General features: G+C 52.0%; 21 protein-coding genes. 9 read left to right on the forward strand and 12 right to left on the reverse strand.

The window, feature by feature from the left end; all coding sequences use genetic code 11:
• Nucleotides 1-29: 29 nt before the first annotated feature.
• Both F7P81_RS09210 and F7P81_RS09215 read right to left on the reverse strand, forming a co-directional pair.
• The gene (locus tag F7P81_RS09210; RefSeq protein ID WP_121992661.1) at nt 30-377 is read right to left on the reverse strand and encodes an AzlD domain-containing protein; all 348 of its coding nucleotides are present in this window, start codon (nt 375-377) and stop codon (nt 30-32) included.
• Nucleotides 374-1,042: an AzlC family ABC transporter permease gene (locus F7P81_RS09215; protein ID WP_246176097.1), complete on the reverse strand. Its 669-nt coding sequence runs from the start codon at nt 1,040-1,042 to the stop codon at nt 374-376. Before F7P81_RS09215 ends, F7P81_RS09210 begins: the two co-directional genes overlap by 4 nt.
• A gap of 561 nt (nt 1,043-1,603) precedes the next feature.
• Between F7P81_RS09215 and scpC the strand changes: the two genes are divergently transcribed.
• A complete protein-coding gene (gene scpC, locus F7P81_RS09220) occupies nt 1,604-3,097 on the forward strand; it encodes a succinyl-CoA:acetate CoA-transferase ScpC (protein WP_151159265.1) in 1,494 nt (497 codons plus the stop codon).
• 53 nt (nt 3,098-3,150) lie between these two features.
• Here the strand turns inward: scpC and clpA are convergent, their stop codons facing one another.
• Both clpA and clpS read right to left on the reverse strand, forming a co-directional pair.
• Complete coding sequence (gene clpA, locus F7P81_RS09225) at nt 3,151-5,610, reverse strand: ATP-dependent Clp protease ATP-binding subunit ClpA (protein ID WP_151159266.1); 2,460 nt, start codon at nt 5,608-5,610, stop codon at nt 3,151-3,153.
• 6 nt (nt 5,611-5,616) lie between these two features.
• A complete protein-coding gene (gene clpS, locus F7P81_RS09230) occupies nt 5,617-5,967 on the reverse strand; it encodes an ATP-dependent Clp protease adapter ClpS (RefSeq protein WP_028233987.1) in 351 nt (116 codons plus the stop codon).
• Nucleotides 5,968-6,724: 757 nt separating this feature from the next.
• On the opposite strand from clpS, the gene F7P81_RS09235 reads away from it, so the two are divergent.
• A complete protein-coding gene (locus F7P81_RS09235; RefSeq protein ID WP_374828070.1) occupies nt 6,725-8,314 on the forward strand; it encodes a D-alanyl-D-alanine carboxypeptidase in 1,590 nt (529 codons plus the stop codon).
• 222 nt (nt 8,315-8,536) lie between these two features.
• Nucleotides 8,537-8,824 (forward strand): hypothetical protein, encoded by a 288-nt coding sequence (locus tag F7P81_RS09240; RefSeq protein ID WP_022712411.1) that lies wholly within the window; start codon nt 8,537-8,539, stop codon nt 8,822-8,824.
• A gap of 13 nt (nt 8,825-8,837) precedes the next feature.
• Here F7P81_RS09240 and F7P81_RS09245 read toward each other — a convergent pair whose 3' ends face one another.
• The 3 genes from F7P81_RS09245 to rocF all read right to left on the reverse strand — a co-directional run bounded on the left by F7P81_RS09245 (nt 8,838) and on the right by rocF (nt 11,477).
• Entirely contained in the window at nt 8,838-9,278 is a 441-nt protein-coding gene (locus tag F7P81_RS09245; protein ID WP_075655438.1) for a DUF1489 family protein, read from the reverse strand.
• Nucleotides 9,279-9,382: 104 nt separating this feature from the next.
• Complete coding sequence (locus tag F7P81_RS09250) at nt 9,383-10,450, reverse strand: ornithine cyclodeaminase (protein WP_075655440.1); 1,068 nt, start codon at nt 10,448-10,450, stop codon at nt 9,383-9,385.
• Between the two features lie 103 nt (nt 10,451-10,553).
• Nucleotides 10,554-11,477 (reverse strand): arginase, encoded by a 924-nt coding sequence (gene rocF, locus F7P81_RS09255; protein ID WP_075655442.1) that lies wholly within the window; start codon nt 11,475-11,477, stop codon nt 10,554-10,556.
• A 172-nt stretch (nt 11,478-11,649) separates the two neighbouring features.
• Between rocF and F7P81_RS09260 the strand changes: the two genes are divergently transcribed.
• Both F7P81_RS09260 and F7P81_RS09265 read left to right on the forward strand, forming a co-directional pair.
• Entirely contained in the window at nt 11,650-12,087 is a 438-nt protein-coding gene (locus F7P81_RS09260) for an Lrp/AsnC family transcriptional regulator (RefSeq protein ID WP_028233989.1), read from the forward strand.
• 154 nt (nt 12,088-12,241) lie between these two features.
• Nucleotides 12,242-14,563, forward strand: a complete 2,322-nt coding sequence (locus tag F7P81_RS09265) for a TonB-dependent hemoglobin/transferrin/lactoferrin family receptor (protein WP_151159268.1) — start codon at nt 12,242-12,244, stop codon at nt 14,561-14,563.
• A gap of 84 nt (nt 14,564-14,647) precedes the next feature.
• On the opposite strand, the gene kdsA is transcribed toward F7P81_RS09265, so the two are convergent.
• The 5 genes from kdsA to tpiA all read right to left on the reverse strand — a co-directional run bounded on the left by kdsA (nt 14,648) and on the right by tpiA (nt 19,794).
• Nucleotides 14,648-15,490, reverse strand: coding sequence for a 3-deoxy-8-phosphooctulonate synthase (gene kdsA, locus F7P81_RS09270; protein WP_116088077.1), 843 nt, complete (start codon nt 15,488-15,490; stop codon nt 14,648-14,650).
• A gap of 175 nt (nt 15,491-15,665) precedes the next feature.
• Nucleotides 15,666-17,294: a CTP synthase gene (gene pyrG / locus F7P81_RS09275; RefSeq protein ID WP_022712419.1), complete on the reverse strand. Its 1,629-nt coding sequence runs from the start codon at nt 17,292-17,294 to the stop codon at nt 15,666-15,668.
• Between the two features lie 360 nt (nt 17,295-17,654).
• Nucleotides 17,655-18,305: a L,D-transpeptidase gene (locus F7P81_RS09280; protein WP_022712420.1), complete on the reverse strand. Its 651-nt coding sequence runs from the start codon at nt 18,303-18,305 to the stop codon at nt 17,655-17,657.
• A gap of 228 nt (nt 18,306-18,533) precedes the next feature.
• The gene (secG, locus tag F7P81_RS09285; RefSeq protein ID WP_075655448.1) at nt 18,534-18,917 is read right to left on the reverse strand and encodes a preprotein translocase subunit SecG; all 384 of its coding nucleotides are present in this window, start codon (nt 18,915-18,917) and stop codon (nt 18,534-18,536) included.
• A 112-nt stretch (nt 18,918-19,029) separates the two neighbouring features.
• Nucleotides 19,030-19,794: a triose-phosphate isomerase gene (tpiA, locus tag F7P81_RS09290; RefSeq protein WP_151159269.1), complete on the reverse strand. Its 765-nt coding sequence runs from the start codon at nt 19,792-19,794 to the stop codon at nt 19,030-19,032.
• Between the two features lie 292 nt (nt 19,795-20,086).
• On the opposite strand from tpiA, the gene F7P81_RS09295 reads away from it, so the two are divergent.
• The 4 genes from F7P81_RS09295 to moaC are packed head-to-tail and all read left to right on the forward strand — an operon-like array spanning nt 20,087 to nt 24,330.
• Entirely contained in the window at nt 20,087-21,976 is a 1,890-nt protein-coding gene (locus F7P81_RS09295) for a SurA N-terminal domain-containing protein (RefSeq protein WP_151159270.1), read from the forward strand.
• Between the two features lie 52 nt (nt 21,977-22,028).
• Entirely contained in the window at nt 22,029-23,051 is a 1,023-nt protein-coding gene (gene trpD, locus F7P81_RS09300; RefSeq protein ID WP_151159271.1) for an anthranilate phosphoribosyltransferase, read from the forward strand.
• Between the two features lies 1 nt (nt 23,052).
• Nucleotides 23,053-23,850, forward strand: a complete 798-nt coding sequence (gene trpC, locus F7P81_RS09305) for an indole-3-glycerol phosphate synthase TrpC (protein ID WP_151159272.1) — start codon at nt 23,053-23,055, stop codon at nt 23,848-23,850.
• Nucleotides 23,851-23,853: 3 nt separating this feature from the next.
• Complete coding sequence (moaC, locus tag F7P81_RS09310; RefSeq protein ID WP_151159273.1) at nt 23,854-24,330, forward strand: cyclic pyranopterin monophosphate synthase MoaC; 477 nt, start codon at nt 23,854-23,856, stop codon at nt 24,328-24,330.
• Nucleotides 24,331-24,332: the final 2 nt, after the last annotated feature.

Here is a 24,332-nt window from a genome sequence, read left to right on the forward strand (position 1 = left end):
CTATAAGACTTATACCTCTGCACAGAGCATTATAAAATAAGAAGTCCTGCGAGCAGCAGGGCTTCACCGGTCAGTACACCGACCAGAATACGCTGCCCCGCCAGCAGGAACGCCCCGAATCCAAGAATGGCAGAACCAGCCCGCAGCCACATCGGCGAATTTGCAAGTTCACCCGTCGGGTAGAGAATAAGCTGCGCAATCACGCCCGCCACCAAGGCTGTCGCCACACAGCGCACCAGCACCAGAGCCTGCGAATCCTCGCGCATTTTGCCGCCAACCAGCACGCCGAGAAAGCGCCAGATATCCGTCGCCAGCGCACCGGCGATCAGGATGAACAGATACGGCCACCACCATGTATCAAAGCTCGTGAAATTCATGACAGCACTTCTTTCTGAGCCTCTTTCCGGCGCAAATTCTGCACATAGAGATGGAAACCGAAGGCCACCGCACCGCCGGTCAGGCCGGTGAGCAACAGATCATATCCCGGCGCAATGGCATGCATGACCGGAAAGATCAGCAAGCCGCTCAGCAATGCTGCTTTACCCGCCTGTTCACGCGATGAACGCCAGAGCGAGGTGAGAAAATACATCGGTGTCAGCATGAAAAGTGCAGCAAACAACAGCGGCGGAAAACTGGCAGAAAGCAGATAAATCAGTGCTACAACAGCCGCATTGGTCAGCACCAGTGTTACACCGATACCGGCAAAATAGCTGGTGCGCAGATCACGGCGAATATGGCGCAACTGTTCCATTGCCATGACCCATGCGGTCACCGCCACAAAATGCGAGAGAAACAGCAAAGTGATCTTGCGCGAACGCGGCCCTTTAAGCTCCGGCAACAAGGCCACAACCATCGGCATCAGACGCACGGAGGACAGTGCCACAGCCAATGCAGCGGCAGCCATTGAGCTTCCAGCGGAGATCGCACCGATCAGAACCACTTTGGCGGGCAGAGCCCAGATCGTCAGCGTCATAAACACTGCCTGCCCCATGGTAATACCGCTCTCAATGGCCAGACCGGAAAAGCCGATAAAAGAGCTGATCAGCAGCAGCGCCGGTATACTGAATATGTTGCGCGCGCCACGTCCGAACCATTGCACCCGCTCTGTGAAGGATGAAGCGGCATCCGCATTATGATGCGCTTTTGGCAACTGCGGCGCAGACTGGCTTACAGGCGGCTGATGATCTGGCATGGGAAACTATCTTACATATAAATGTCAGCATATATGACATTATTGTTAGACCCAGCCCATGTGCTTTGCAATGCTGTCAAAAGCAGTCATTCATAACAGGCATGAAGTTCTTATCGTCAAGCCTGTTATGCATAGTCCGTTCAAGACACATGAATGTAAAATCGCGACAGAATGACCTTATCAAAGACAAAGCTGGCAAAAGCCTCCGGTAAGAGATAAGCCCTTTTGGCAGAGCAGTTTACGTTTAGGTTAATCTTCAACTTCTGCTTTTACGCCGATACTGCGTATTAGAGCGCCGGGCGCCCCATGGGCGCACAAAACTCGCTCTAACACTTTAAAATGAGAGCATATGTATATGCGACTAACTCTCTGGCTCCTCCCTGTCAGAGATCCTTCGAATATAGGTTTCCCATGCTAGAAGATCGTATCCGCAATTCCTCCCTGCAAGATAAAGTTGTGACACCTGCCGAGGCCGCAGCCCTTATCAAAGACGGGATGACAATCGGCATGAGCGGTTTTACCCGTGCCGGCGATGCCAAAGCCGTGCCGGTTGCCATGGCTGCGCAGGCTAAAGACACACCATTCAAAATCACCCTGCTCACCGGTGCATCGCTCGGCCATGATGTCGATAAAATCCTCACCGAAGCCGGTGTACTTGCCCGCCGTATGCCGTTTCAGGTTGACCGCACTTTGCGAGCCGCCATCAACCGCGGTGAAGTCATGTTTATCGACCAGCATCTTTCTGAAACTGTTGAGCAATTGCGCTCCAATCAGATCGGACCGGTTGATTATGCGGTTATTGAAGCCATTGCCATCAATGAAGACGGCGGTGTGATCCCGACAACTTCCATTGGTAATTCGGCCAGTTTCGCCATTCTGGCAAAGAAAGTGATTGTTGAGATCAATCTCAGCCACTCTCTGGCACTGGAGGGGCTGCATGATGTCTATATTCCGACCAAGCGCCCGTCCCGCGATCCGATTCCGGTTGTGTCCTGTGAAAGCCGCATCGGCACGCCTTATATTCCGATCCCGCCTGAGAAAATCGCAGCGATTGTTATCACGGAACAATCGGACAGTGCTTCACTGATTGAACCGGCAGACAGTGAAACATCGGCCATTGCCGGACACCTGATTCATTTCTTTGAAAGCGAAGTGGAAAAAGGCCGTCTCGACCTGTCACTCAACCCGCTGCAGGCCGGCATCGGCACGATTGCCAATGCGGTTCTGACCGGCCTCGTGGACAGTCCTTTCCATCATTTGCGCATGTATAGCGAAGTGTTGCAGGACAGTACATTCGATCTGATGGATGCAGGCAAATTGAGCTTTGCCTCGGCCTCCTCAATCACACTCAGTCAGGCATGCGGCGAGCGCGTTTTCGGCAATTTTGACCGCTACAAAGACAAGCTTGTGCTGCGTCCGCAGGAAATCAGCAATCATCCGGAAGTTATCCGCCGCCTTGGTATTATCGGTATCAACACCGCACTGGAATTCGACATTTACGGCAATGTGAACTCAACTCATGTGGCCGGTACGCATATGATGAACGGCATCGGCGGCTCAGGCGACTTTGCACGGAACGCCTTCCTCTCGGTTTTCGTCACCAAATCGGTAGCTAAGAATGGTGCGATTTCCTCAGTCGTGCCGATGGTGCCACATGTTGACCATACGGAACATGATGTGGATATTCTTGTGACCGAACACGGCCTTGCCGATCTGCGTGGCCTTGCTCCGCGTGAACGCGCATCCGTGATTATCGAGAATTGTGCCCATCCGGATTACCGCCCGCAATTGCGCGACTACTTTGCCCGCGCCTGTGAGCGTGGCGGTCAGACCCCGCATATTCTTGAAGAAGCCATCTCATGGTATGCGTTTAAAGAGAAAACCGGCACGATGCTGAAAAGCTAAGACACCGGCCATCTGATAAAAAAAGCGCCCGTTTGAAACGGGCGCTTTTTATTTTATTCCTTCGTTCTTGGAACCTTCGGCACAGAGGCCGATTTACGCTTCGGTTCCGTTGCCTCAGGAGCAGAGCTGCTATCGGCTGCAACTTTTGCCGGTTTCTTTTCCGGCTTGGCTGCAGCTTCCGCAACCTCCTCATCAGGCTGTTCTTTCTGCGGCTTGACCGGCTTGGCCTTCACCACATCCATCACCAGACCAGTCTTGCCATCCGGTTTTTCGCCGGTTGTGACTTTGACCGTGCCTCCATTTTTGAGCTTACCGAACAGCAACTCGTCGGCCAGAGGCTTCTTGATATATTCCTGAATAACACGACCCAGAGGGCGTGCACCCATGCGTTCATCATAGCCTTTATCAGCTAGCCAGTTGATAGCTTTCTTATCCAGTTCAAAGGTCACGCCACGATCAGCCAACTGAGCTTCCAGCTGCATGATGAATTTCTGCACCACTTTATGGATAACCGGTACAGGCAGCGGGCCAAACGGAATAATCGCATCTAAGCGGTTACGGAATTCCGGTGTGAACAGACGGTTGATCGCCTCCATATCGTCGCCTTCGCGACGGGTGGAGCCAAAGCCGATTGCTGCTTTCGCCATATCTGCCGCACCGGCATTGGTGGTCATAATCAGAATGACATTGCGGAAATCAATCTGCTTGCCATTGTGATCTGTCAGGCGGCCATGATCCATAACCTGCAACAGAATGTTGAAAAGATCCGGATGGGCTTTTTCGATTTCGTCGAGCAGCAGCACACAATGCGGATGCTGATCCACGCCATCAGTCAGCAGACCGCCCTGTTCAAAGCCGACATAACCCGGAGGTGCACCGATCAGACGCGATACGGTATGACGCTCCATATATTCGGACATGTCGAAACGCAGCAGCTGCACGCCCAATGTGCTGGCAAGCTGTTTGGCAACTTCCGTCTTACCCACACCGGTCGGACCGGAGAACAGATAAGAACCGATCGGCTTATCCGGCTCACGCAGGCCTGCACGCGCCAGTTTGATCGCAGAGCTGAGCGATTCAATCGCCAGTTCCTGACCATAAACCACACGCTTGAGATCTTTTTCCAGACTGGCAAGCACCTGCTCATCATCCTTGGAGACAGTCTTCGGCGGGATACGCGCCATGGTTGCCACGGTCGCTTCAATCTCTTTGATGCCGATAACCTTTTTGCGTTTGGCTTCCGGCAGCAGCATCTGGCTGGCACCGCTTTCATCAATCACGTCAATCGCCTTATCCGGCAATTTACGGTCAGTGATATAGCGGGCAGACAGTTCTACTGCGGCAGTGATCGCATCATTGGAGAACTTCACTTTATGGAAGTCTTCAAAATAAGGCTTCAGACCGCGCATGATTTCAATGGCATCCGGAATAGTCGGCTCGGCCACATCAATCTTCTGGAAGCGACGCACAAGCGCCCTGTCCTTTTCAAAGAACTGGCGGAACTCCTTGTAAGTCGTTGAGCCGATGCAGCGAATCTGCCCTGAAGACAGTGCAGGCTTCAGCAGATTGGATGCATCCATTGAGCCGCCGGATGTGGCACCCGCACCGATAACGGTGTGAATTTCATCGATAAACAGCACGGCACCCGGATAATCTTCCAGCTCCTTGACGACCTGCTTCAGGCGCTCTTCAAAATCACCGCGATAACGGGTACCGGCCAGCAGACTGCCCATATCGAGCGAGAAGATCGTGTCATTGAGCAGAACTTCGGGCACATCGCCGTCAACAATGCGCTTGGCCAGACCTTCGGCAATCGCGGTTTTACCCACGCCCGGATCGCCCACATAAAGCGGGTTATTCTTGGAGCGGCGGCACAGAACCTGAATCGTACGGTTGATTTCGCTTTCGCGGCCAACCAGACGGTCGATTTTACCGGCCTTGGCTTTTTCATTGAGATTGACGCAATAAGCGGTCAGCGCATCAATTTTCTTTTTGCTCTGTTCTTCATTCTCAGGCTGCGCTGAATCTTCAGCACTATGCGCCTTGCCTTCGGTCAGGTCATCACTGACACCCGAACGCTTGGAAATACCATGAGAAATATAATTGACCGCATCATAGCGGGTCATTTGCTGTTCCTGCAGGAAATAAGCCGCATGGCTTTCCCGCTCAGCAAAGATTGCGACAAGCACATTGGCGCCCGTCACTTCATCGCGGTTTGATGACTGCACATGGATAACCGAACGCTGAATCACCCGCTGGAAAGCGGCTGTCGGCTTGGAATCCTCATCATAACCGGTCACCAGATTATCCAGCTCGCGGTCGATATAGTCGGTGACAGTCTTTTTAAGCTGCGCAATATCGACATTGCAGGCACGCATAACCGCGCCGGCATCTCTGTCATCAATCAGAGCAAGCAGAAGATGCTCGAGCGTGGCATATTCGTGATGACGTTCATTGGCGATGGTCAGCGCCTGATGAAGTGCTTTTTCAAGGCTTTGGGAGAATGTTGGCATTGTACCTCACTTTTTCTCCATCACGCATTGCAGCGGATGCTGATGTTGACGGGCGAAATCCATCACCTGCGTCACTTTGGTTTCGGCAACTTCATAAGTATAGATACCGCATTCACCGACCCCGTGATTATGGACATGCAACATGATACGTGTCGCATCTTCACGGTTTTTCTGGAAAAAACGCTCCAGCACATGAATAACGAAGTCCATCGGCGTATAGTCATCATTCAGCAGCAGCACCCTGTACAGACTTGGCCGTTTTAAGCGGGTTTTCGTCCGCGTAATAACAGCCGTACCATTACCTGGGTCCTTCGGGTCACCATCGTCACTCCCCATCACAGGAGACTTGGCCTGCATAAAAGGAGTAACCTGTAAAAAATGGTCTGCTGCACACATTCCTGATCGTATCCGTCCTGATCGTATCTGTATTTTCTGAAGTCACGCTGTATGGCGGGAAACCACACATCGTAGACCTATTATGTAGGTTGAAACGCGGCAATGTTAAGCCCCGCAGAACACAAAGCCCGACACGTCCTCATTCACGTCCAGAGTATCGCGCCTGCAGGAAAAAACCAGCATGAAACACATCATTTAAGAAAAGATTTCCGCAAACCGCACAGGGGCAAATTAATAAAGCACGCAAAATTGTCCCCGTTTCTGCATTTTAAATACCAGTCTCAAGATCGGCCTGAAGACTGGTAAGTGATTCAACCAAATCACTCTCATCAGGGCCGGTAAATTGCAGCCCGTAATGCATCAGTCCCTTAGCTCTGATTATTAACAGTTTCAGGACAGAAGATGCGTTACAAACAGGAAATTACGCTTCTGCAGAACAAAATTTTCGTAAGACTCACAATTTCTTGAAGCTGGCCTGAAAAGAAACACCTCATAAATTTTTTATTCATTAGCAGGTACTTAACACGATGCAGACAGACCGGATGACCGTCCAGACATGTCCGCCAGCTAAAAAAGCATCATAAAAATCAAAAAAAGATCATGATTTGCCCGTCTATAAACGGATTGGTAAGGCTGTTGGCAATATGATCACGGAAATGTTCGTGGCGTGTCCTTTGCGCCACACCTGAAAATTGGCAGTCCAGGTAGGTAAGTCACCGTGTATCATGCGTTCCGTCACGCCGCATCCGGCATCAAGATTGCGGCCCGCTCATTGTTAGCAGTAACAATGGCCGGCGCCCTCACTCTTACCATCACGACAGGTTCCGCTCAGGCAGCAAAGAACCCGCGTCATGCCGCGATTGTGATTGATGCCAATACCGGCAAAACCCTGTTTGCAGAAAGCGCAGATGCCAAGCGTTTTCCCGCTTCCCTCACCAAAATGATGACCCTTTATATGGTCTTCGAGGCGATGCAGGCCGGACGCATCAACAAAAACACCAAAATTCCGTTCTCCAAATATGCAGCAACCCGTCCGCCGACAAAAATCGGTGTACCGGCAGGCCAGACAATCAGCGTTGAAGATGCGATTATGGCGCTGATTACCCGCTCAGCCAATGATGCTGCGGCTGCTCTTGGTGAATATCTTGGCGGTTCCGAGCCACGTTTTGCACAGATGATGACAGCCAAGGCACGTCGTCTCGGCATGCGCTCCACCACATTCCGTAATGCTTCCGGTCTGCCAAACCCGAACCAGCAGACCACAGCCCGCGATATGGCGATTCTCGGTATCGCGCTGCGCCAGCATTACCCGCAATATTACGGCTATTTCGGCCGCTCCAGCTTCCAGTTCCGTGGCCGCACGATCAATGGTCACAACCGTCTGCTCGGCCGCGTTGAAGGCGTTGACGGCATTAAAACCGGCTATGTAAACGCATCCGGCTATAATCTTGTCACTTCCGTCAACCGTGACGGCCGTCGTATCGTCGCCGTTGTTATGGGCGGCAGCAGCGGTGCATCGCGTGACGCAGCAATGACCCGTCTTATTCAGGCACATCTGCCAAAAGCAACACCGTCGCGTCGCGGCAGTGATGCCCTGCTGATTGCCCGTAATGATGCACCTGCAGGTCCGGCAGTTGCGGCTGAACCATCTCCTCTGCCGCGTGCGGTTCCGCTGCCGGCTGAACGTGCCGACCAGCCGGTTCTGGTTGCTGATGCTTCCGGCTCCGCAGGCAGCGCACAGGATGCAATCAGCGCAGTTATCGCCCGTCAGAAGCCGGTTCCTGCCCAGCAGCCTGAAATGCTGGCTCTGGCAGCACCGACACCGCGTCCTTCTGCTCCGGTATCTTCCCAGCTTGTGGCTATTCCAACGCCTAAAGCATCGATCCCGAATGTTGATCCGGTTACCACAGCTTCCGCCAATACAGCTGCTTCCCGTATGGGTCTGGCACCAAAGCCTGTTGCTGCTGTGCGTAATGAACCGATTGCTGTACCGCAGGAAAATACCCGCCAGCAGCAGCCGGAACAGACTGCCGTTGCCATGGCCGCCGCAGCTGATGTTTCCGGTGCATGGGCTATTCAGATCGGCTCCCTGCCTAGCGAAAATCAGGCACAGGAAATGCTGAATAAAGCCGCTCAACAGGCAGGCAGCACCCTGCGTGCAACCTCCCCGATGACTGAGACTTTCAACAAGGGTAACAACACATTCTACCGTGCACGTTTTGTTGGTTTTGACACCAAAACTGCCGCATGGGATGCCTGTGCTGCCCTGAAGAAAAAGAACTTCAGCTGCTATGCAATTGCGCGCTAATGCGCGCGGTTCGCACCGTTTAGAGCATAATTTCTTAAATTTGAATCAGTTTAAGTTAAAATTATGCTCTAATTTCAAAGTGTTAGAGCCACCTTTATGCACCCAATGGGACGCATGGCGCTCTAAGACCGTAATATCCGATATTATCCGGCTTTGTGTTTCGCCGGTATAGTTCAGGCAGGCCATCTGCAAACCCAATGAGTATTGTGTAAAGGGTTTACAATGTCGAATATGCTCAATCTGTTTGGTTTCACCAATGTTGATCCTGTGGAATCCGACTCACAAAAGCCAGGCAAAACCACTTTGCTCAGCGTCCACGCCCTGCGTAGTGCTGCTGCCCGTCTTGCCGATCTGCGCGCTGACGGCGCATCCCTGAATACGCGTGAATTTGTAGGGCTTCTGGTCTGCAATGCACAGCGCAGCCGTCGTATCAGCCTGCCGGAAGCATCCCTGCGCATTGCAACAGGCAATGTGAACGGACGCACAGCAATCCGTCTTAAATTACGCTGATATTCTGTATTGATTAAATAAGACCCAGCGCCGCCAGTTCGCGGCGCAGCTCCACAGGCAAAGCCTGCATACCGCCGCCCGCTCCGGCTCTGTCATCCTGCGGCACTTCTTCATCCGCAATATAACGCCAGCCCTGAAACGCTCTGCGTGGCTGCCAGACAGTCGGGATCACTTTCGGTTCCAGCACCAGATGACAACGGCCGATACCGTCTTCACCGGTAAATGTGCGCACTTCCAGCAAACGCTGACGCGCCTGAATATTGCCTTTGATAACCCAATAGAGTGAACCACCGTCAAGCAGCTCTGCTTGGCGTTTCGGTACCATTCGTGTTGTATGAAACTGCTCCGGCACCACGCCGTTTGCACGGCATTCCTCAAGGCGGAAATCAATCCACGCTGCCAGATCTTCAAGGGAATCACATCCCACACAGAGTTTTACAAGATGCAGAGCCATGAGCGGCAATTACTCCGTTGTTTTAATGATGTCCAGTATTCAGCAATTGCACAAACAAAAACGGGCAGGAGTAACCCTGCCCGTCTCTGTGATTTATTCGCGAATTAAGCAGCTTCGCCTGCGAGTTTCTTTTCGCAGCGCAGCAGCATGCCGAACAGGTCGCGCGGCTCATCCGGATCTGCCAGCAGATCGAGATTTTCATAGAGACCTGTGGATTTCAGCTTGTCGTGAATATAGCGCAGTGCCGAGAAATCTTCGGTCGCAAAACCAACCGAGTCAAACAGGGTGATCTGGTTCTGGTCACGGCGACCCGGAACAGTACCGTTCATCACCTGCCACATTTCGATAACCGGATGATCGGCATCGAGCTGCTGGATTTCGCCCTCAATACGGGTCTGCGGCGGATATTCAACGAAGATATCGGAGCGCAGCAGAATGTCTTTGTGCATTTCTGTCTTGCCCGGGCAATCACCGCCAACGCCGTTGATGTGAATGCCGCTGCCGATCATATTATCGGTCAGGATTGTTGCATTCTGCTTGTCTGCGGTCACAGTGGTGATGATCTGAGCGCCCTGCGCTGCATCTTCCGCACTGGTGCAGGTGGTGATTTCAAAACCGAATCCTGCGAGATTCTGTTTGCATTTCTCAGTGGCAGACGGATCGATATCATAGAGACGCAGCGACTTAATGCCGAGCAGCGCCTTGAATGCCAGCGCCTGAAACTCGGACTGTGCGCCATTGCCGATAATCGCCATGGTCTGCGCATTTTCCGGTGCCAGATATTTGGCAACAACGGCTGAAGTCGCAGCAGTACGCAGCGCTGTCAGAATGGTCATTTCGGTCAGCAGCATCGGATAGCCGGTATCCACATCGGACAGCATACCGAAAGCAGCAACGGTCTGCAGACCGTCTTTCATGTTCTTCGGGTGGCCATTGACATATTTAAAGCCGTAAAGCGCACCGTCACTGGTTGGCATCAGCTCGATAACGCCGTCATGGGAGTGGGAAGCAACACGCGGGGTCTTGTCAAACTTTTCCCAACGCAGAAAATCTTCTTCCACATAGGCAGAGAGTTCTTTCAGGAATTCTTCAATACCGACTTTCAGAACCAGCTTCATCATGTGGTCAACACTGACAAATGGTACGAGGTTCAAAGTTGTTCTGTCACGCATCAGGTTTTCTCCCTCCGGTCTTGCCGGAACCTGTTAAACTAAGAAAAGCGCTTCATGCCCATCAGAGACAATTGAAGCGCTTTGGCTGTAAATCTTGTCAGCTTTACACGAAGCTGCGGGTCGGACGATCCATCACGCTGCGGCCCATAAGGCTGGCGATCAGATCGACCATCAGGAAGGCTGTACGACCGCGTTCATCAAGGAACGGATTGAGTTCGACCGCCTCAAAACTTGTCACCAGCTCGCTGTCATGAAGCATTTCCATAATCAGATGGGCTTCACGGAATGTCGCGCCGCCCGGAACTGTAGTGCCAACGGCCGGTGCGATATTCGGATCAAGGAAATCCACATCAAGGCTGACATGCAGCAGGCCATTCGCTTCCTCAACGCGCTTCAGGAAGCGGTTGAGCAGTGCAACAACGCCGTGTTCGTCAATCATACGCATGTCATTGACGGTCACTTCAGTCTTGCGGATCGCTGTACGTTCTGCCGGATCAACCGAGCGGATACCGATCATGCAGACATTCGCAGGATCAACCGGAGCCAGCACTTCCGGGAAAGTGCCTTCAAAGCCCTTCTGGCCGGTATAATAGGCCACAGGCGTGCCATGCAGATTGCCGCTTGTGGTGGTTTCCAGCGTGTGAAAATCCGTGTGAGCATCAAGCCACAGCACAAAAAGCGGACGTCCCTGCTCTTTGGCGCGACGGCTCAGACCGCAAACAGTTCCGGCAGCCAAAGCATGATCGCCGCCGAGGAAAATCGGGAAACCATCAGCACTGTGCTCATAGGCAGCTTTATCCAGCGCCTCAATCCATGCCACGATTTCCGGCAGATTTTTCAGAACCGGATTGGAATGGGTCAGATTGCGTTTTGCAGCCGGTTCCACATTGCCCAGATCGGTAACATCATGACCCAGCTCTTCAAGTGCTTGAGTCAATCCGGCGGCGCGAAACGCGCTCGGCCCCATTTCGCAACCCATGCGTCCGGTTCCGTCCTGCACAGGTGCACCAATCAGCTTACAATGCATATATGTTCCTCACGACTGTAAATTGTCTGCCGCCATGACTGCAAAGCACAATCAGAGCGGTGATTTTCCGGTATAAAACCACGAAACATTGGCAGAGTGGACAGAGAAGATTGGCAAATCTCCACAGATGCTTTATCAGATTGCGCAGTTAAATGAACAAAATGGTAAGACAGTGGACGAACTCGACCAGAAACTCATCACCCTGCTCCGTCATAATGCACGCCGCAGCATCTCCGATCTCGCCCTTGATGCCGGTGTCTCACGTGCCACTGCCCGTGCCCGTCTGGAGCGTCTGGAAAAAGACGGCCATATTCTCGGCTATACGGTTATCCTGCGTGCGGACACTGTTGAGCAGGCTGTTCGCGGTATTATGATGATCGAGATTGAAGGCCATGTGACAGAACGCGTAGTGAAAGCGCTGGGTGGTTTCTCGGAGATTTCAGAAATTCACACCACCAATGGCCGCTGGGATCTGATTGCCGAAATCAATGCCGATACGCTGAGCGACCTCGACAGTGTGCTGCGTCGTGTCCGTCTGGTTCCGGGTATTACCAATAGCGAAACCAATCTGTTGCTGGCTACACCGCGCAGTACCAGAGCACGGCTGTAACCACACAGACACAGTATCAATCCGATCTTTGATTAAATATGATTAATTTACTCAATTATTAAATTACATATTTGCAAAATACGATAAATCCTCCTATGGCAGCGCATATCTATTAACAAAGCTTAAACAACCATCCTCCCAAGGAGTTGCGCTGATGTCTGCTTATGCTGCTGGTGGTTCTGCCACCGGTGCACGCAATTTTTCATGCCTGCATAAATTTTCACTTTTCTTTCTTACAACAACGGTTTTAAGCACTGCTGCATTTCTGAACCTTACGCCTGCGGCTCTCGCCCAAACGGCACAGCCAAAAAAACAAACGGAAAAACAGCAAGCGGATAATGCATCCGGCACATTACAGCTGAACACAATTACTGTGGGCACCGGCACAGTCGGCTCCGGCAGCTACGGCACAGATGCCCCGAATATTGTCACCATCGACCGCGAGACGATTGACCGTGTTCAGGCTGCCAGCCTGCCGGAACTGGTAAAACAGACACCGGGAGTGACCATGCTCGGCGGTGTGCGTATTCAGGGTCAGAGCATTGCCATTCGCGGTTTCGCCCGTCAGACCGATGTGCGTATTGTCATGGACGGCGCACAGAAAAACTTCGAGCGTTACGATCAGGGAACCGTTTTTATCGAGCCGGAACTGCTCAAAAGCGTTGAGATCGAAAAAGGCGCGACTTCCATCAAATATGGTAATGGCGGTTTCGGCGGCACCATCAAGATGGAAACCAAAGACGCAGCCGATATGTTGCGCGAAGGTGAGAACTGGGGTCTTTGGTCAAAGACCGGCTATCAGACAGCCAATAAAGGCTGGGTGCAGAGCGGCGCTGTTTATGGCCGCACAAATTATAGCGGCATCAATTTTGACGGTCTTGCAGCGGCTACATGGCGCAAGACTGAGGACATGCGTATCGGCGGTGGTGAGCGTTATAATTTCTCTGACAGCAAGCTCACATCCTTCTCTGCCAAAGGCAGTGCCAGCGCTGACGGCCATGAGCTGAAAGCGACTGCAAGCTACGGCATGAGCGAGAACTGGGGTCCGCCTGCGGCTATTCGCGGACAGGTTGAACCGATTGGCAGCGATGTTAAAAAATACGGCTATTATGAAGCGATCCGCCGCCGCCTCGCCTGGCGCGACCTGAAAGATTTCAGCTCATCGGTCGAGCATAAATTTTCCGGTGACAGCGATCTGGTCAATACGCGCCTGATGGTGAGTTATGCCTTTACATCGCTTTATGCCGAGCGCCCTGATGGGGTGAGCACATCTGCATCCCTTGGCGGCAAGTGGAACGAATCCAAATATTCCGACTTGCGGATCGAAGCGGAAAACACATCCAATTTCACGCTCGGCGGTTTTAATCACAGCCTGAATTACGGCATTCAGCTACAGCGTCACAACCGTGATATTGTCATGTATGCCGATACTTACAAAAATAATGCCAATTATAATTACGGCTATTTTGCTCCGTATAATATGCCTGAAGGCAAGCAGGAAACTTTCAGCGCTTTTGTGATTGATAAGATTGCTCTGACCGATCGGCTGACCATTATTCCGGGTCTGCGTTATGATTATGTGCGATCAACAGGCAAGCCTAACGCTGCAAAGACCTATAATAATCCTGCTGCCGGTCATGATTACAGCGCAGTCAGCCATGACGGCCTGACACCGGGTCTGAGCATGACCTATGACGCAACCTCAAATCTCCGTCTGTTTGCTGATTGGGCCTATGCAATGCGTATGCCGAATATTGATGAGCTCTACTCCACACAAAGTGCCAGCAGTAGCCTGCCACGCACCAGCCGTGACCTTGAAGTGGAACGCAACAACAACTTCCAGATTGGCGTTGAAACCATTCACAACCAGCTTTTCACCAGTGATGATCAGCTGAAAGTGCGGGCAACAGCTTATTATAACCATGTTACCAATCCGATTAACCGGCGCTTTGGTACTAAAAACATGCCTGAAAAACGCGGAGATGGTGACACTTACTGGAACATGCCGTCCTACTACTCTGCCGGTATCGAGATTTCAGCCCATTACGACACAACTTATATGTTTGCCGATGCGGCCTTCTCTACAATGCATGGCAGCCGTCATGGTGCGCTGAATAATATCTATGGCTATAACACCTATCTCAAGGATCTGGCACCGGCGACACTGGTGACAACGCTGGGCTGGAAAGTACCTGATTATGATCTGACACTGGGCTGGACAGGGACTTTTGTTGCCCGTCAGTCCAAGACACCGCATAATCAGAATGGCGGCGAGTATGCCCGTCCTGAAAGTGCAGGCTATGGTATCCATGATCTGTTTCTGACATGGGCACCGCAAAGCGGGATGATGAAAGATACCAAGCTGGATATCGGTCTCGACAATATTTTTGACAAGAAATACGAGCCTTATCTGAGCGATGGCATTACCGCCATGCCTGGCCGTAATTTCAAAGTCAGCCTTAGCAAGAAGTTCTGAGACACAAAAAAAGCCCCGCAAAATGCGGGGCTTTTTATTAGCTAATTATCTCAGAGAGATTTTGCTAATTGGCAACCAGCAAGATCAAAGGGATTTTGCCAGCTTGTCGAAAGCCATCAGTGTTTCAAGCAGACGCGGCATGTCTTTCAAAGGCACCATATTCGGGCCGTCGGAAGGTGCATTGTCCGGATCCTGATGCGTCTCAATAAAGACACCGGCAACGCCAACCGCGACCGATGCACGGGCGAGCGTTTCAACAAATTCACGCTGACCGCCACTGGTTTCACCCTGACCGCCCGGCTGCTGAACCGAATGAGTCGCGTCAAAAATCACCGGCGCGCCAAGGCCCGCCATAATCGGCAAAGAGCGCATATCCGACACGAGTGTATTATAGCCGAAAGATGCACCACGCTCGGTCAGCATCACATTCGGATTGCCGCTCTCCACCACTTTGGCCATGACATTTTTCATGTCCCATGGCGCCAGAAACTGACCTTTCTTGATGTTGACCACACGGCCGGTATTGGCGGCAGCAATCAGCAGATCAGTCTGACGGCAGAGGAATGCCGGAATCTGCAACACATCAACAACTTCACCGACAACAGCGCATTGCTCTTCAGTATGCACGTCCGTCAGCACCGGAAAGCCGAAGTCTTTTTTAAGATCAGCAAAAACTTCCAGAGCCTTTTCGAGGCCGATACCGCGCTGACCTTTCAGCGAAGTACGATTGGCTTTGTCGAAGCTCGATTTATAAACCAGACCAATGCCGAGCTTATCTGTCATTTCTTTCAAGGCACCAGCCATATCATAGGCGTGTTCACGGCTTTCCATCTGGCACGGGCCGGCAATGATCGACAATGCGCCCTTGTTGGAAAACACTACATTGCCTGACGGCGCCTTAACCTCAACAACAGGATTGGCAGTCATATCTGTTCCTCAAAATTGAAAAGTACCTGACTTTTCCCAATAAATAACGGCGCAGGTAAATTTGCGCAGAAACCGCAGTGCGGTTTCATTTTCAGCATATGGACATTGCAAACCGCAATATCCAGTCCTTTTGATAAAAGCAAAACGGGCACTGTTAAAGTGCCCGCTTCAGATCTTAAACCAGACGGCTCTGAGTGACCGCTGCCTCGATAAAGGAAGCAAACAGCGGATGCGGCTCAAACGGACGCGATTTCAGCTCCGGATGATACTGCACACCAATGAACCACGGATGATCAGCATATTCGATAGTTTCCGGCAGAACACCGTCAGGTGACAGACCGGAGAAGGTCAGACCGGCTTTTTCAAGCTTTTCCATGTAGTCAATATTGACTTCATAGCGGTGACGATGACGCTCATGAATATCTGTCGAGCCATAAATATCAGCAATACGGGTGCCGCTTTTCAGCATGGATTCATAAGAACCCAGACGCATCGTACCGCCGAGATCACCAGATGCAGAACGCTTCTCCAGCATATTGCCTTTGAGCCATTCCGTCATCAGACCGACAACCGGTTCCTTCGCAGGACCGAATTCGGTGGAAGAAGCATCTTTGATACCAGCGAGATTACGCGCGGCTTCAATACATGCCATCTGCATACCGAAGCAGATACCGAAGTAAGGAACTTTATGCTCACGGGCAAATTTTGCCGCGAGAATTTTGCCCTCGGCACCACGCTCGCCAAAGCCGCCCGGCACCAGAATGCCGTGAACTTTTTCGAGATAAGGTGCAGCGTCTTCGCTCTCGAACACTTCCGCTTCGATCCAGTCGAGATTGACTTTCACACGGTTGGCAATGCCGCCATGGGTCAGAGCTTCGATCAGCGATTTATAGGCTTCTTTCAGGCCGGTATATTTACCGACAACTGCAATAGTAACCTCACCTTCCGGATTATGAATACGGTTGGCAATTTCTTCCCAACGTTCCATCTGCGGTTTTGGTGCCGGTTCAATGCCGAAAGCTGCCAGAACCTCTGAATCCAGTCCTTCATTATGATAGGCCATCGGCACATCATAAATCGACTTAACATCCAGCGCCTGAATAACCGCGCTCGGACGGACATTACAGAACAGCGAAAGCTTCTTGCGCTCGGATTCCGGAATTTCACGATCCGCACGGATCAGCAGAACATCCGGAGCAATACCGATCGAACGCAATTCTTTCACCGAATGCTGTGTCGGCTTGGTTTTCAGCTCACCCGCTGCCGGAATATACGGCATCAATGTCAGGTGAATATAAACGGCTGTGTTGCGCGGCAATTCGTTGCCGAGCTGACGGATGGCTTCCAGAAACGGCATTGCTTCGATATCGCCGACTGTGCCGCCGATTTCGCAAAGTACGAAATCATAATCCTCATTACCTTCCGTAATGAAGTTTTTGATCTCATCCGTTACATGCGGAATGACCTGAACCGTTGCACCGAGATAATCGCCGCGGCGTTCTTTCTCGATGATGTTCTGGTAGATGCGGCCGGTGGTGATATTGTCCTGCTTTGTCGCAGAACGACCGGTGAAACGCTCATAATGACCGAGGTCAAGATCGGTTTCCGCACCGTCATCGGTCACAAATACCTCACCATGCTGGTAAGGAGACATCGTGCCCGGATCAATGTTGAGATAAGGGTCGAGCTTTCTGATCCGCACGCGGTAACCACGTGCCTGAAGAAGAGCCGCCAGTGCTGCTGCAGCTATGCCTTTTCCAAGGGAAGAGACCACGCCGCCTGTGATGAATACATATCGCGCCATGGGCTTATGTCGTTAGACTCTCCTGATTGATTCCGCCACTAAAAAATGACTTTCGTAACGGATTTTTCATTACTCTTAACATTTACCCGTAAAATCCATGAAGGATTTTTTGGCAAAACCCATAATTCACGCAACAACACCACCGTAAGGAATTTTCCTGACAGTGCTGAAATTACAAAACCTGCGTTGATAACGCGCTACGGAAATCTGCTCCGCAGCTCTGAGCAAACAGATAGTGCTTCGACAAACAAATTGCCACTGCTTATTCGCTTGTCCTGAAAAACTTTTTGTAAAACTAAATTTACTTCACAAAAACGCAAAAAGCCGGCCTGAGCCGGCTTTTGTTTTATGTCGGCATAATCAGAGAACGACGACAGTCGCTCCGAGATTTACACGCTCATAGAGTTCCATGACATCTTCATTGGTCATACGGAAGCAGCCATTTGATGCCGAGCTGCCGATTGTCCAAGGCTGAACCGTGCCGTGAATACGGATATAGGTGTCTTTATTGCCCTGAAACAGGTAGAGCGCGCGTGAACCCAGCGGATTACCCAGACCACCGTCCATACCGTTTTTGAAACGGCCGTAATGTTCAGGGCTGCGCTTGACCATGTCTGCGGTCGGAATCCAGCGCGGCCATTCACGCTTGGCATTGATTGTACCGGTGCCCTTAAATTCCAGACCGACTTTACCGACAGCAATACCGTAACGGCGGGCTGTGGTTGGTGTTTCTACCAGATAAAGGAAATATTTTGCCGGATCGACAACGATTGTCCCTACCGGATAGCCCGAAAAGGCAACTGTCTGTGCCTGATATCTCGGATCAATATTATATTTGCCTTTGGCAGCCTTCTGGGTTGTGGCTTTCTTCTTCTCCGGCTTGGCGGCTTTAGCCGTTGTATCCGTTGATGCGGCCGCAGCAGCCGTCTGGGCGGCAGCCTGACCGGTGAGAGCGGAGAAACTTAAGCACAAACCGGCAAAACCGGCGATGAGAACACGGGATGAAATCATGGGGCTTTCTCAAAACACTCTTTTATGTCTCATCAGCACGATGAGCCGAAGATGAGGTGTAAACAGGTTGCTTGCTGATAGGCCAAACTCACTGATCTCTCAACGGGCAATATGTTACCCACAAGCTAATCCCGTCGTCTATGGCAAGCCTGCAACACTTTTATTGCAAAACCTTTAAAATAAAAAAGCCTCCGCGAGGAGGCTTTTTATCATTCATAAATCCGGCTCTTACTGGGAGCTCGGAACCGGGCTTGCCGGAGTGGCAGGCTGTGCCGGTGTGCTTTCCGGTGTTGTTGTACCACCGCCGAGCTGATCCAGAATACCGTTGCCGCCTGCAGGTGCAGTCTGTGAGCTGCCGGCAGGGATACGGTTGAGAATATCTGTCGGACGTTCGCCGTTCATAGCGATGATGCCCAGAAGCAGCGAAGTTGCAAAGAAACCTGCGCCCAGAATTGCAGTTGTGCGGGTCAGAGCATTGGCTGCACCGCGCGCAGTCATGAAACCTGAACCACCACCGATACCAAGACCACCGCCTTCGGAACGCTGAATCAACACAACGCCGACAAGTGCGAGAACGATCAGGAGATGTATAACAATAAGAACGGTTTGCATGGGTTTCCGGACTGCTTTCTTATAGGAGTAGAAACGGCTTTCTACACGGATTTATCCGACAATCCAACCCCCTGCAACCGAATGCTTGCAAGGGATTGATATTTATTCAAATTCAGAGCACGCGATAGGCGTCGCAAATTGCGAGGAAATCTGTGGCTTTCAGGCTGGCACCGCCGACAAGCGCGCCATCCACATCAGCAACGCCGAGCAATTCAACAGCATTATTCGGCTTCACCGAACCACCATAGAGCAGACGCAGATGCGCACCTTTGGCACCGAAACGCTCAATCAGCTTCGAGCGGATGAAAGCATGTACCGTGCGCACATCCGAAACGGTTGGTGTCAGGCCGGTACCGATTGCCCAGACAGGCTCATAGGCAACAACGGTATTTTCCGGTGTCACACCTTCAGGCAGCGAATCTGCGATCTGCTGACCAACGATTTCGAGTGTCTGATCGGCCTGCTTCTGTTCAGCGGTTTCGCCAACGCAGACAATCGCGGTCAGACCGGCTTTCCAAGCGGCCTGTACTTTGGCGCAAACGGCTTCACTGGTCTCATGATGATCTGTGCGGCGCTCGGAATGACCGAGGATCACATGGCTTGCGCCTGCTTCTTTCAGCATCAGCGCAGAAATATCGCCGGTATGCGCGCCTGATTCTGCTGCATGGCAATCCTGACCGCCAACGCCGATAGCATCGGTTTCTGGTGTAGCCGCAGCACGCGAAATAAGAGTGGAAGGTACGCAGATCACCACGTCGAACTTGCGGCCGATATCCGTGCTAAGATTGGCAGCGATTGCACGCAGTTCACCCAGCTGCTCGCCGGTGCCGTTCATCTTCCAGTTACCCGCAACAAGCGGACGTATTTCCGGGGTCATTACACCCTCCTCACCAATGATTTCAGCCGCATTGCATAGCGGCTTCTGACACGGCCTCGCCGGTTTAGACCGGTGCGGCAGAGCCGGTTCGTGCCCAAAACTGAAACCGCTCTAGCAAATTCAGACCTGAAAGCAAATCCCCAAACGCATCGCTCAACATGGCTTTAACGGCAATAATGCCACAATTCTTTTCGTTCTTAGTGCCCTGAAGGCAGGTTTCCGTTTGACTGCATTATCATCGGCGGCTATCCCCTTATTTAACAAAGTGAGTTTACTCCACAAAGGTACTTCTATGCTTGACAGCTTGCGCACTGCATCCAAATCATGGGTCTCGAAATTCTTTCTCGGTCTTCTCGTCCTCTCTTTTGCAGTATGGGGTATCGCAGATGTGTTCCGTGAAGGTTTCAGCGGCAATGCTGTTCTGGAAGCCGGAGGCTCATCCGTATCGCCGACTGAATATCGTCTGGCCTATGACCGTCAGGTGATTGCTGTTTCCAACCAGCTGCGTCAGCAGCTGACCCGCGATCAGGCTAAAGCGCTCGGTATTCCGTCACAAGTAACGGGCCAGCTGGTTGCAGGCGTGCTGCTTGATGAACAGGCACGCCAGATGGGACTGGGCATGTCGAAAGATCACCTCGCCCGTCTCACCGGTGAAGATCAGGCATTTCTGGATTCCAGCGGCCGCTTCTCCAATAACCAGTTTAACGCAGTGCTGCGTCAGGCCGGTATGAGCGCGCAGGACTATTTCAACAGCCGCACCAAATATGCGCTGCGTCAGCAGATCGTTGAAGCTGTGTCAGACGGCATGAGCGCACCGGACACATTATTCAAGGCGCTGGCGCTTTATGACGGTGAAAGCCGCACGGTTGATTACATCACCCTTACTCAGGAAAAAGCTGACACAATTGCTACACCTGACGATGCTGAACTGAAAAAATGGTATGATGGCCATCTCGGCAATTACCGCGCACCGGAATATCGTAAAGTCAGCTATGTGCCGCTCGAAGCGCAGGACATTGTCAACGAAGCCGATGTTATGCCGGAAGAGATTCAGGAATATTACAAAAAGAACATTGCCCGTTTCTCGACTGAAGAAAAGCGCACTCTTGAACAGCTGAATTTCGCCAATGAAGAGGAAGCAAAAGCGGCTTCGGATAAAATCAAATCCGGCACCAGCTTTGCTGATCTTGTTACCCAGAGCGGCAAAAAGCCAGAAGATGTTAAACTCGGCACATTTGTAAAAGGCGATCTGCCGGATGCAGTGATTGCTGATGCGGCTTTCGCTCTGCCTGCCAATGGCACAAGCGATGTTGTAAAAGGCGCATTCGGCCCTGTGCTGCTGCATGTCAGCGCAATTGAGCCTGCAGCCGTGAAAACAGAAGCAGAAGTTGCACCGGAAATCCGTAAAACTCTGGCTCTGACACAGGCGCTGACCTCGCTGAATGCGGTTCATGACTCGTTTGAAGAAGAACGCGGCAATGGCGCAACACTGGCGCAGGCTGCTGAAAAGCTGAAACTCAAAGTTAAAACCGTAGAAGCTGTTGATGTGAACGGCAATGCTCCGGACGGTAAGCCGGTTGCTGATCTGCCGCAGCTGCCTTCCTTCCTGACCTCTGTTTACCAGTCGGATCAGGGCATTGATAATGATGCACTGCCAACTCCGACCCGTGGTTATATCTGGTATCAGCTGGATGGCGTGACACCTGCCCGCGACAAAACATTTGATGAAGTCAAAGATCAGGTTGCAGCCGAGTGGAAACAGGATGAAGCAGCAAAGCGTCTGACAACCAAAGCCGAAGAGCTGCGCAAGCGCCTTGAAGCCGGTGAAACTCTGGACGTTCTTGCTCAGGAAGCCGGCGTTGAAAAACAGACCAAGCGCGGCCTGACCCGTACGGCTACAGATTCTGAACTGTCAGAGGCTGCGGTTGCACAGATCTTCGGCGGCGCGGACAATCTCACAGGCGTTGCAAGCGGCATCAATAAAGAAACCCAGATCCTGTTCAAAGTGATTGAGACAACTGAGCCTGCCGGTGTCAGCGCGGAAAGCCTGCCACAGGGCACACGCGATGCGATTTCCTCACGCATTGGCGACGACCTGCTGGAACAGCTGGTTGGCCGTCTGCAGAGCGAATATCCGGTTAAAATCAATCAGACCCTGATGGATCAGGCTCTGTCCTTCTAACGCCTTCTCTCTTTGAAGGCAGGCGGAGCCTCACTAAAGATTCGAGTACACTATGTCAGATTTCAAAAGCTACATTGCCAAAGCTGTTACAGGCACACCTTTAACTCAGGCGGAGTCCAAAGCAGCGTTTGACATTATGATGTCCGGTTCCGCCACCCCTGCCCAGATCGGCGGTTTTCTGATGGCTCTGCGCATGCGCGGTGAAGCCGTTGCGGAAATTGCAGGCGCTGTGGAATCAATGCGGGCGAAAATGATCCCCGTCGATGCACCTGCCGGTGCAATTGATATTGTAGGTACCGGCGGCGATCAGTCCGGCTCTTATAACGTGTCCAGCTGTGCAGCCATTGTGACTGCGGGTGCAGGCGTGATCGTTGCCAAACATGGTAACCGCGCTTTGTCCTCACGCTCAGGTGCGGCAGATACACTGGCAGAGCTCGGCATTAATATTGAAGCCGATCCGGCAACAATCAGCCGCTGCATTCATGATGCAGGTCTCGGCTTTATGTTCGCGCCGATGCATCATTCTTCGATGCGCCATGTCGGCCCTGCCCGCGTGGAGCTGGGCACCCGTACAATTTTCAACCTGCTTGGCCCGCTCGCCAATCCGGCTGGTGTCAAGCATCAGCTCGTCGGCGTTTTCTCCCACGACTGGGTACTGCCGATTGCCAAAGTGCTGAAAGAACTCGGTTCCGATCATGTCTGGGTTGTTTATGGCGATGGTCTGGATGAAATGACCACCGCAGGCACCACCAATATTGCAGCGCTGCATAATGGTGAAATCACCGAATTTGAAATCACACCGGAAGAAGTCGGCCTGAAGCGCGTTGCTTTTGACGCTCTCAAAGGCGGCGATGCGCAGCATAATGCGGCTGCCCTGCTGCGCGTACTTGGCGGTGAAGCCGGTGCTTATCGCGATATCGTGCTACTCAATGCCGGTGCTGCACTCGTGATTGCCGGCAAGGCCAAAGATATTAAAGAAGGTATTGCCCTTGCTGCACAGTCGATTGACAGCGGCGCGGCAAAAGCCAAACTCGATCAGCTGATTGCTGTATCGAACAGCAAGACAAGTGAATAAAATGACCGATATTCTCAAAAAGATCGAAGCCTATAAGCTTGTTGAAATTGCAGAAGCCAAAGTCCGTTTGCCATTGGCAGACGTGAAAAAAGCTGCTGCCGATCAGTCGCCTGCTCGTGGTTTCCTCAAAGCATTGGAAGCAAAGCAGGCTGCCGGTTCTTTCGGTCTGATTGCGGAAATCAAAAAAGCCAGCCCGTCCAAAGGTCTGATCCGTCCGGATTTTGATCCGCCAGCATTGGCAAAAGCCTATGAAGATGGCGGCGCGGCCTGTCTTTCAGTTCTGACAGATACACCTAGCTTTCAGGGCGCACCGGAATTCCTGCAACAGGCACGCGCTGCCTGCTCTCTTCCAGCGCTGCGCAAGGACTTTCTGTTTGATCCTTATCAGGTCTATGAAGCGCGTCATTGGGGTGCTGATTGCATTCTCATCATCATGGCAAGCGTTGATGATGCACTGGCTAAAGAGCTGGAAGACACCGCCTTTTCGCTCGGCATGGATGCACTGATTGAAGTGCATGATGAAGCGGAGATGGAACGGGCACTCAAATTGTCGTCACGTCTGCTCGGCATCAACAATCGCAACCTGCGTACTTTCGAAGTCGATCTCGCAGTTTCTGAACGTCTGGCAGCCATGGTGCCGGATGACCGTCTTCTGGTTGGTGAAAGCGGTATCTTCACGCATGATGATTGCCTGCGTTTGCAGAAATCCGGCATCTCCACCTTCCTGATCGGTGAAAGCCTGATGCGCCAGCAGGATGTGGCCAGTGCAACCCGCAAACTCCTGACCGGCAAAGAGTAAACCATGAGCAAGCTGACACATCTCGATGAAAGCGGCACTGCGAATATGGTCGATGTCGGCGACAAAGCCGAGACTGTGCGCATTGCCACGGCTTCGGGCTGTGTCACGATGCAAAAGCAGACGCTTGAGCTGATCCTTTCCGACAATGCTGCCAAAGGCGATGTGATCGGCACCGCCCGTCTTGCCGGTATTATGGCTGCGAAAAAGACTTCTGATCTTATTCCGCTTTGCCATCCGCTGATGCTGAGCAAAGTCTCGGTTGATATCGAGCCGGATGAGACATTGCCCGGCTTGCGGGTCAGTGCAACCGTCAAACTCACCGGCAAAACCGGTGTGGAGATGGAGGCACTCACTGCTGTCTCCGTCGCCTGCCTGACGATTTATGATATGGCAAAAGCTGCCGATAAAGGCATGGTCATCGGCAATATAGCTGTCGACAGCAAAACCGGCGGTAAATCCGGTGACTGGCAGCGTTCTTAACA

Source organism: Pseudochrobactrum saccharolyticum, assembly GCF_008801715.1.
Taxonomy (GTDB): Bacteria; Pseudomonadota; Alphaproteobacteria; order Rhizobiales; family Rhizobiaceae; genus Pseudochrobactrum; species Pseudochrobactrum saccharolyticum.

Excerpts from the sequence above, each read along its gene's own strand:
- F7P81_RS09210 (WP_121992661.1), bottom strand. The coding sequence starts at position 377 with ATGAATTTCACGAGCTTTGATACATGGTGGTGGCCGTATCTGTTCATC.
- scpC (WP_151159265.1), top strand. The coding sequence starts at position 1,604 with ATGCTAGAAGATCGTATCCGCAATTCCTCCCTGCAAGATAAAGTTGTG.
- clpA (WP_151159266.1), bottom strand. The coding sequence starts at position 5,610 with ATGCCAACATTCTCCCAAAGCCTTGAAAAAGCACTTCATCAGGCGCTG.
- clpS (WP_028233987.1), bottom strand. The coding sequence starts at position 5,967 with ATGCAGGCCAAGTCTCCTGTGATGGGGAGTGACGATGGTGACCCGAAG.
- F7P81_RS09240 (WP_022712411.1), top strand. The coding sequence starts at position 8,537 with ATGTCGAATATGCTCAATCTGTTTGGTTTCACCAATGTTGATCCTGTG.
- F7P81_RS09245 (WP_075655438.1), bottom strand. The coding sequence starts at position 9,278 with ATGGCTCTGCATCTTGTAAAACTCTGTGTGGGATGTGATTCCCTTGAA.
- F7P81_RS09250 (WP_075655440.1), bottom strand. The coding sequence starts at position 10,450 with ATGCGTGACAGAACAACTTTGAACCTCGTACCATTTGTCAGTGTTGAC.
- rocF (WP_075655442.1), bottom strand. The coding sequence starts at position 11,477 with ATGCATTGTAAGCTGATTGGTGCACCTGTGCAGGACGGAACCGGACGC.
- F7P81_RS09265 (WP_151159268.1), top strand. The coding sequence starts at position 12,242 with ATGTCTGCTTATGCTGCTGGTGGTTCTGCCACCGGTGCACGCAATTTT.
- kdsA (WP_116088077.1), bottom strand. The coding sequence starts at position 15,490 with ATGACTGCCAATCCTGTTGTTGAGGTTAAGGCGCCGTCAGGCAATGTA.
- pyrG (WP_022712419.1), bottom strand. The coding sequence starts at position 17,294 with ATGGCGCGATATGTATTCATCACAGGCGGCGTGGTCTCTTCCCTTGGA.
- F7P81_RS09280 (WP_022712420.1), bottom strand. The coding sequence starts at position 18,305 with ATGATTTCATCCCGTGTTCTCATCGCCGGTTTTGCCGGTTTGTGCTTA.
- secG (WP_075655448.1), bottom strand. The coding sequence starts at position 18,917 with ATGCAAACCGTTCTTATTGTTATACATCTCCTGATCGTTCTCGCACTT.
- tpiA (WP_151159269.1), bottom strand. The coding sequence starts at position 19,794 with ATGACCCCGGAAATACGTCCGCTTGTTGCGGGTAACTGGAAGATGAAC.
- F7P81_RS09295 (WP_151159270.1), top strand. The coding sequence starts at position 20,087 with ATGCTTGACAGCTTGCGCACTGCATCCAAATCATGGGTCTCGAAATTC.
- trpD (WP_151159271.1), top strand. The coding sequence starts at position 22,029 with ATGTCAGATTTCAAAAGCTACATTGCCAAAGCTGTTACAGGCACACCT.
- trpC (WP_151159272.1), top strand. The coding sequence starts at position 23,053 with ATGACCGATATTCTCAAAAAGATCGAAGCCTATAAGCTTGTTGAAATT.
- moaC (WP_151159273.1), top strand. The coding sequence starts at position 23,854 with ATGAGCAAGCTGACACATCTCGATGAAAGCGGCACTGCGAATATGGTC.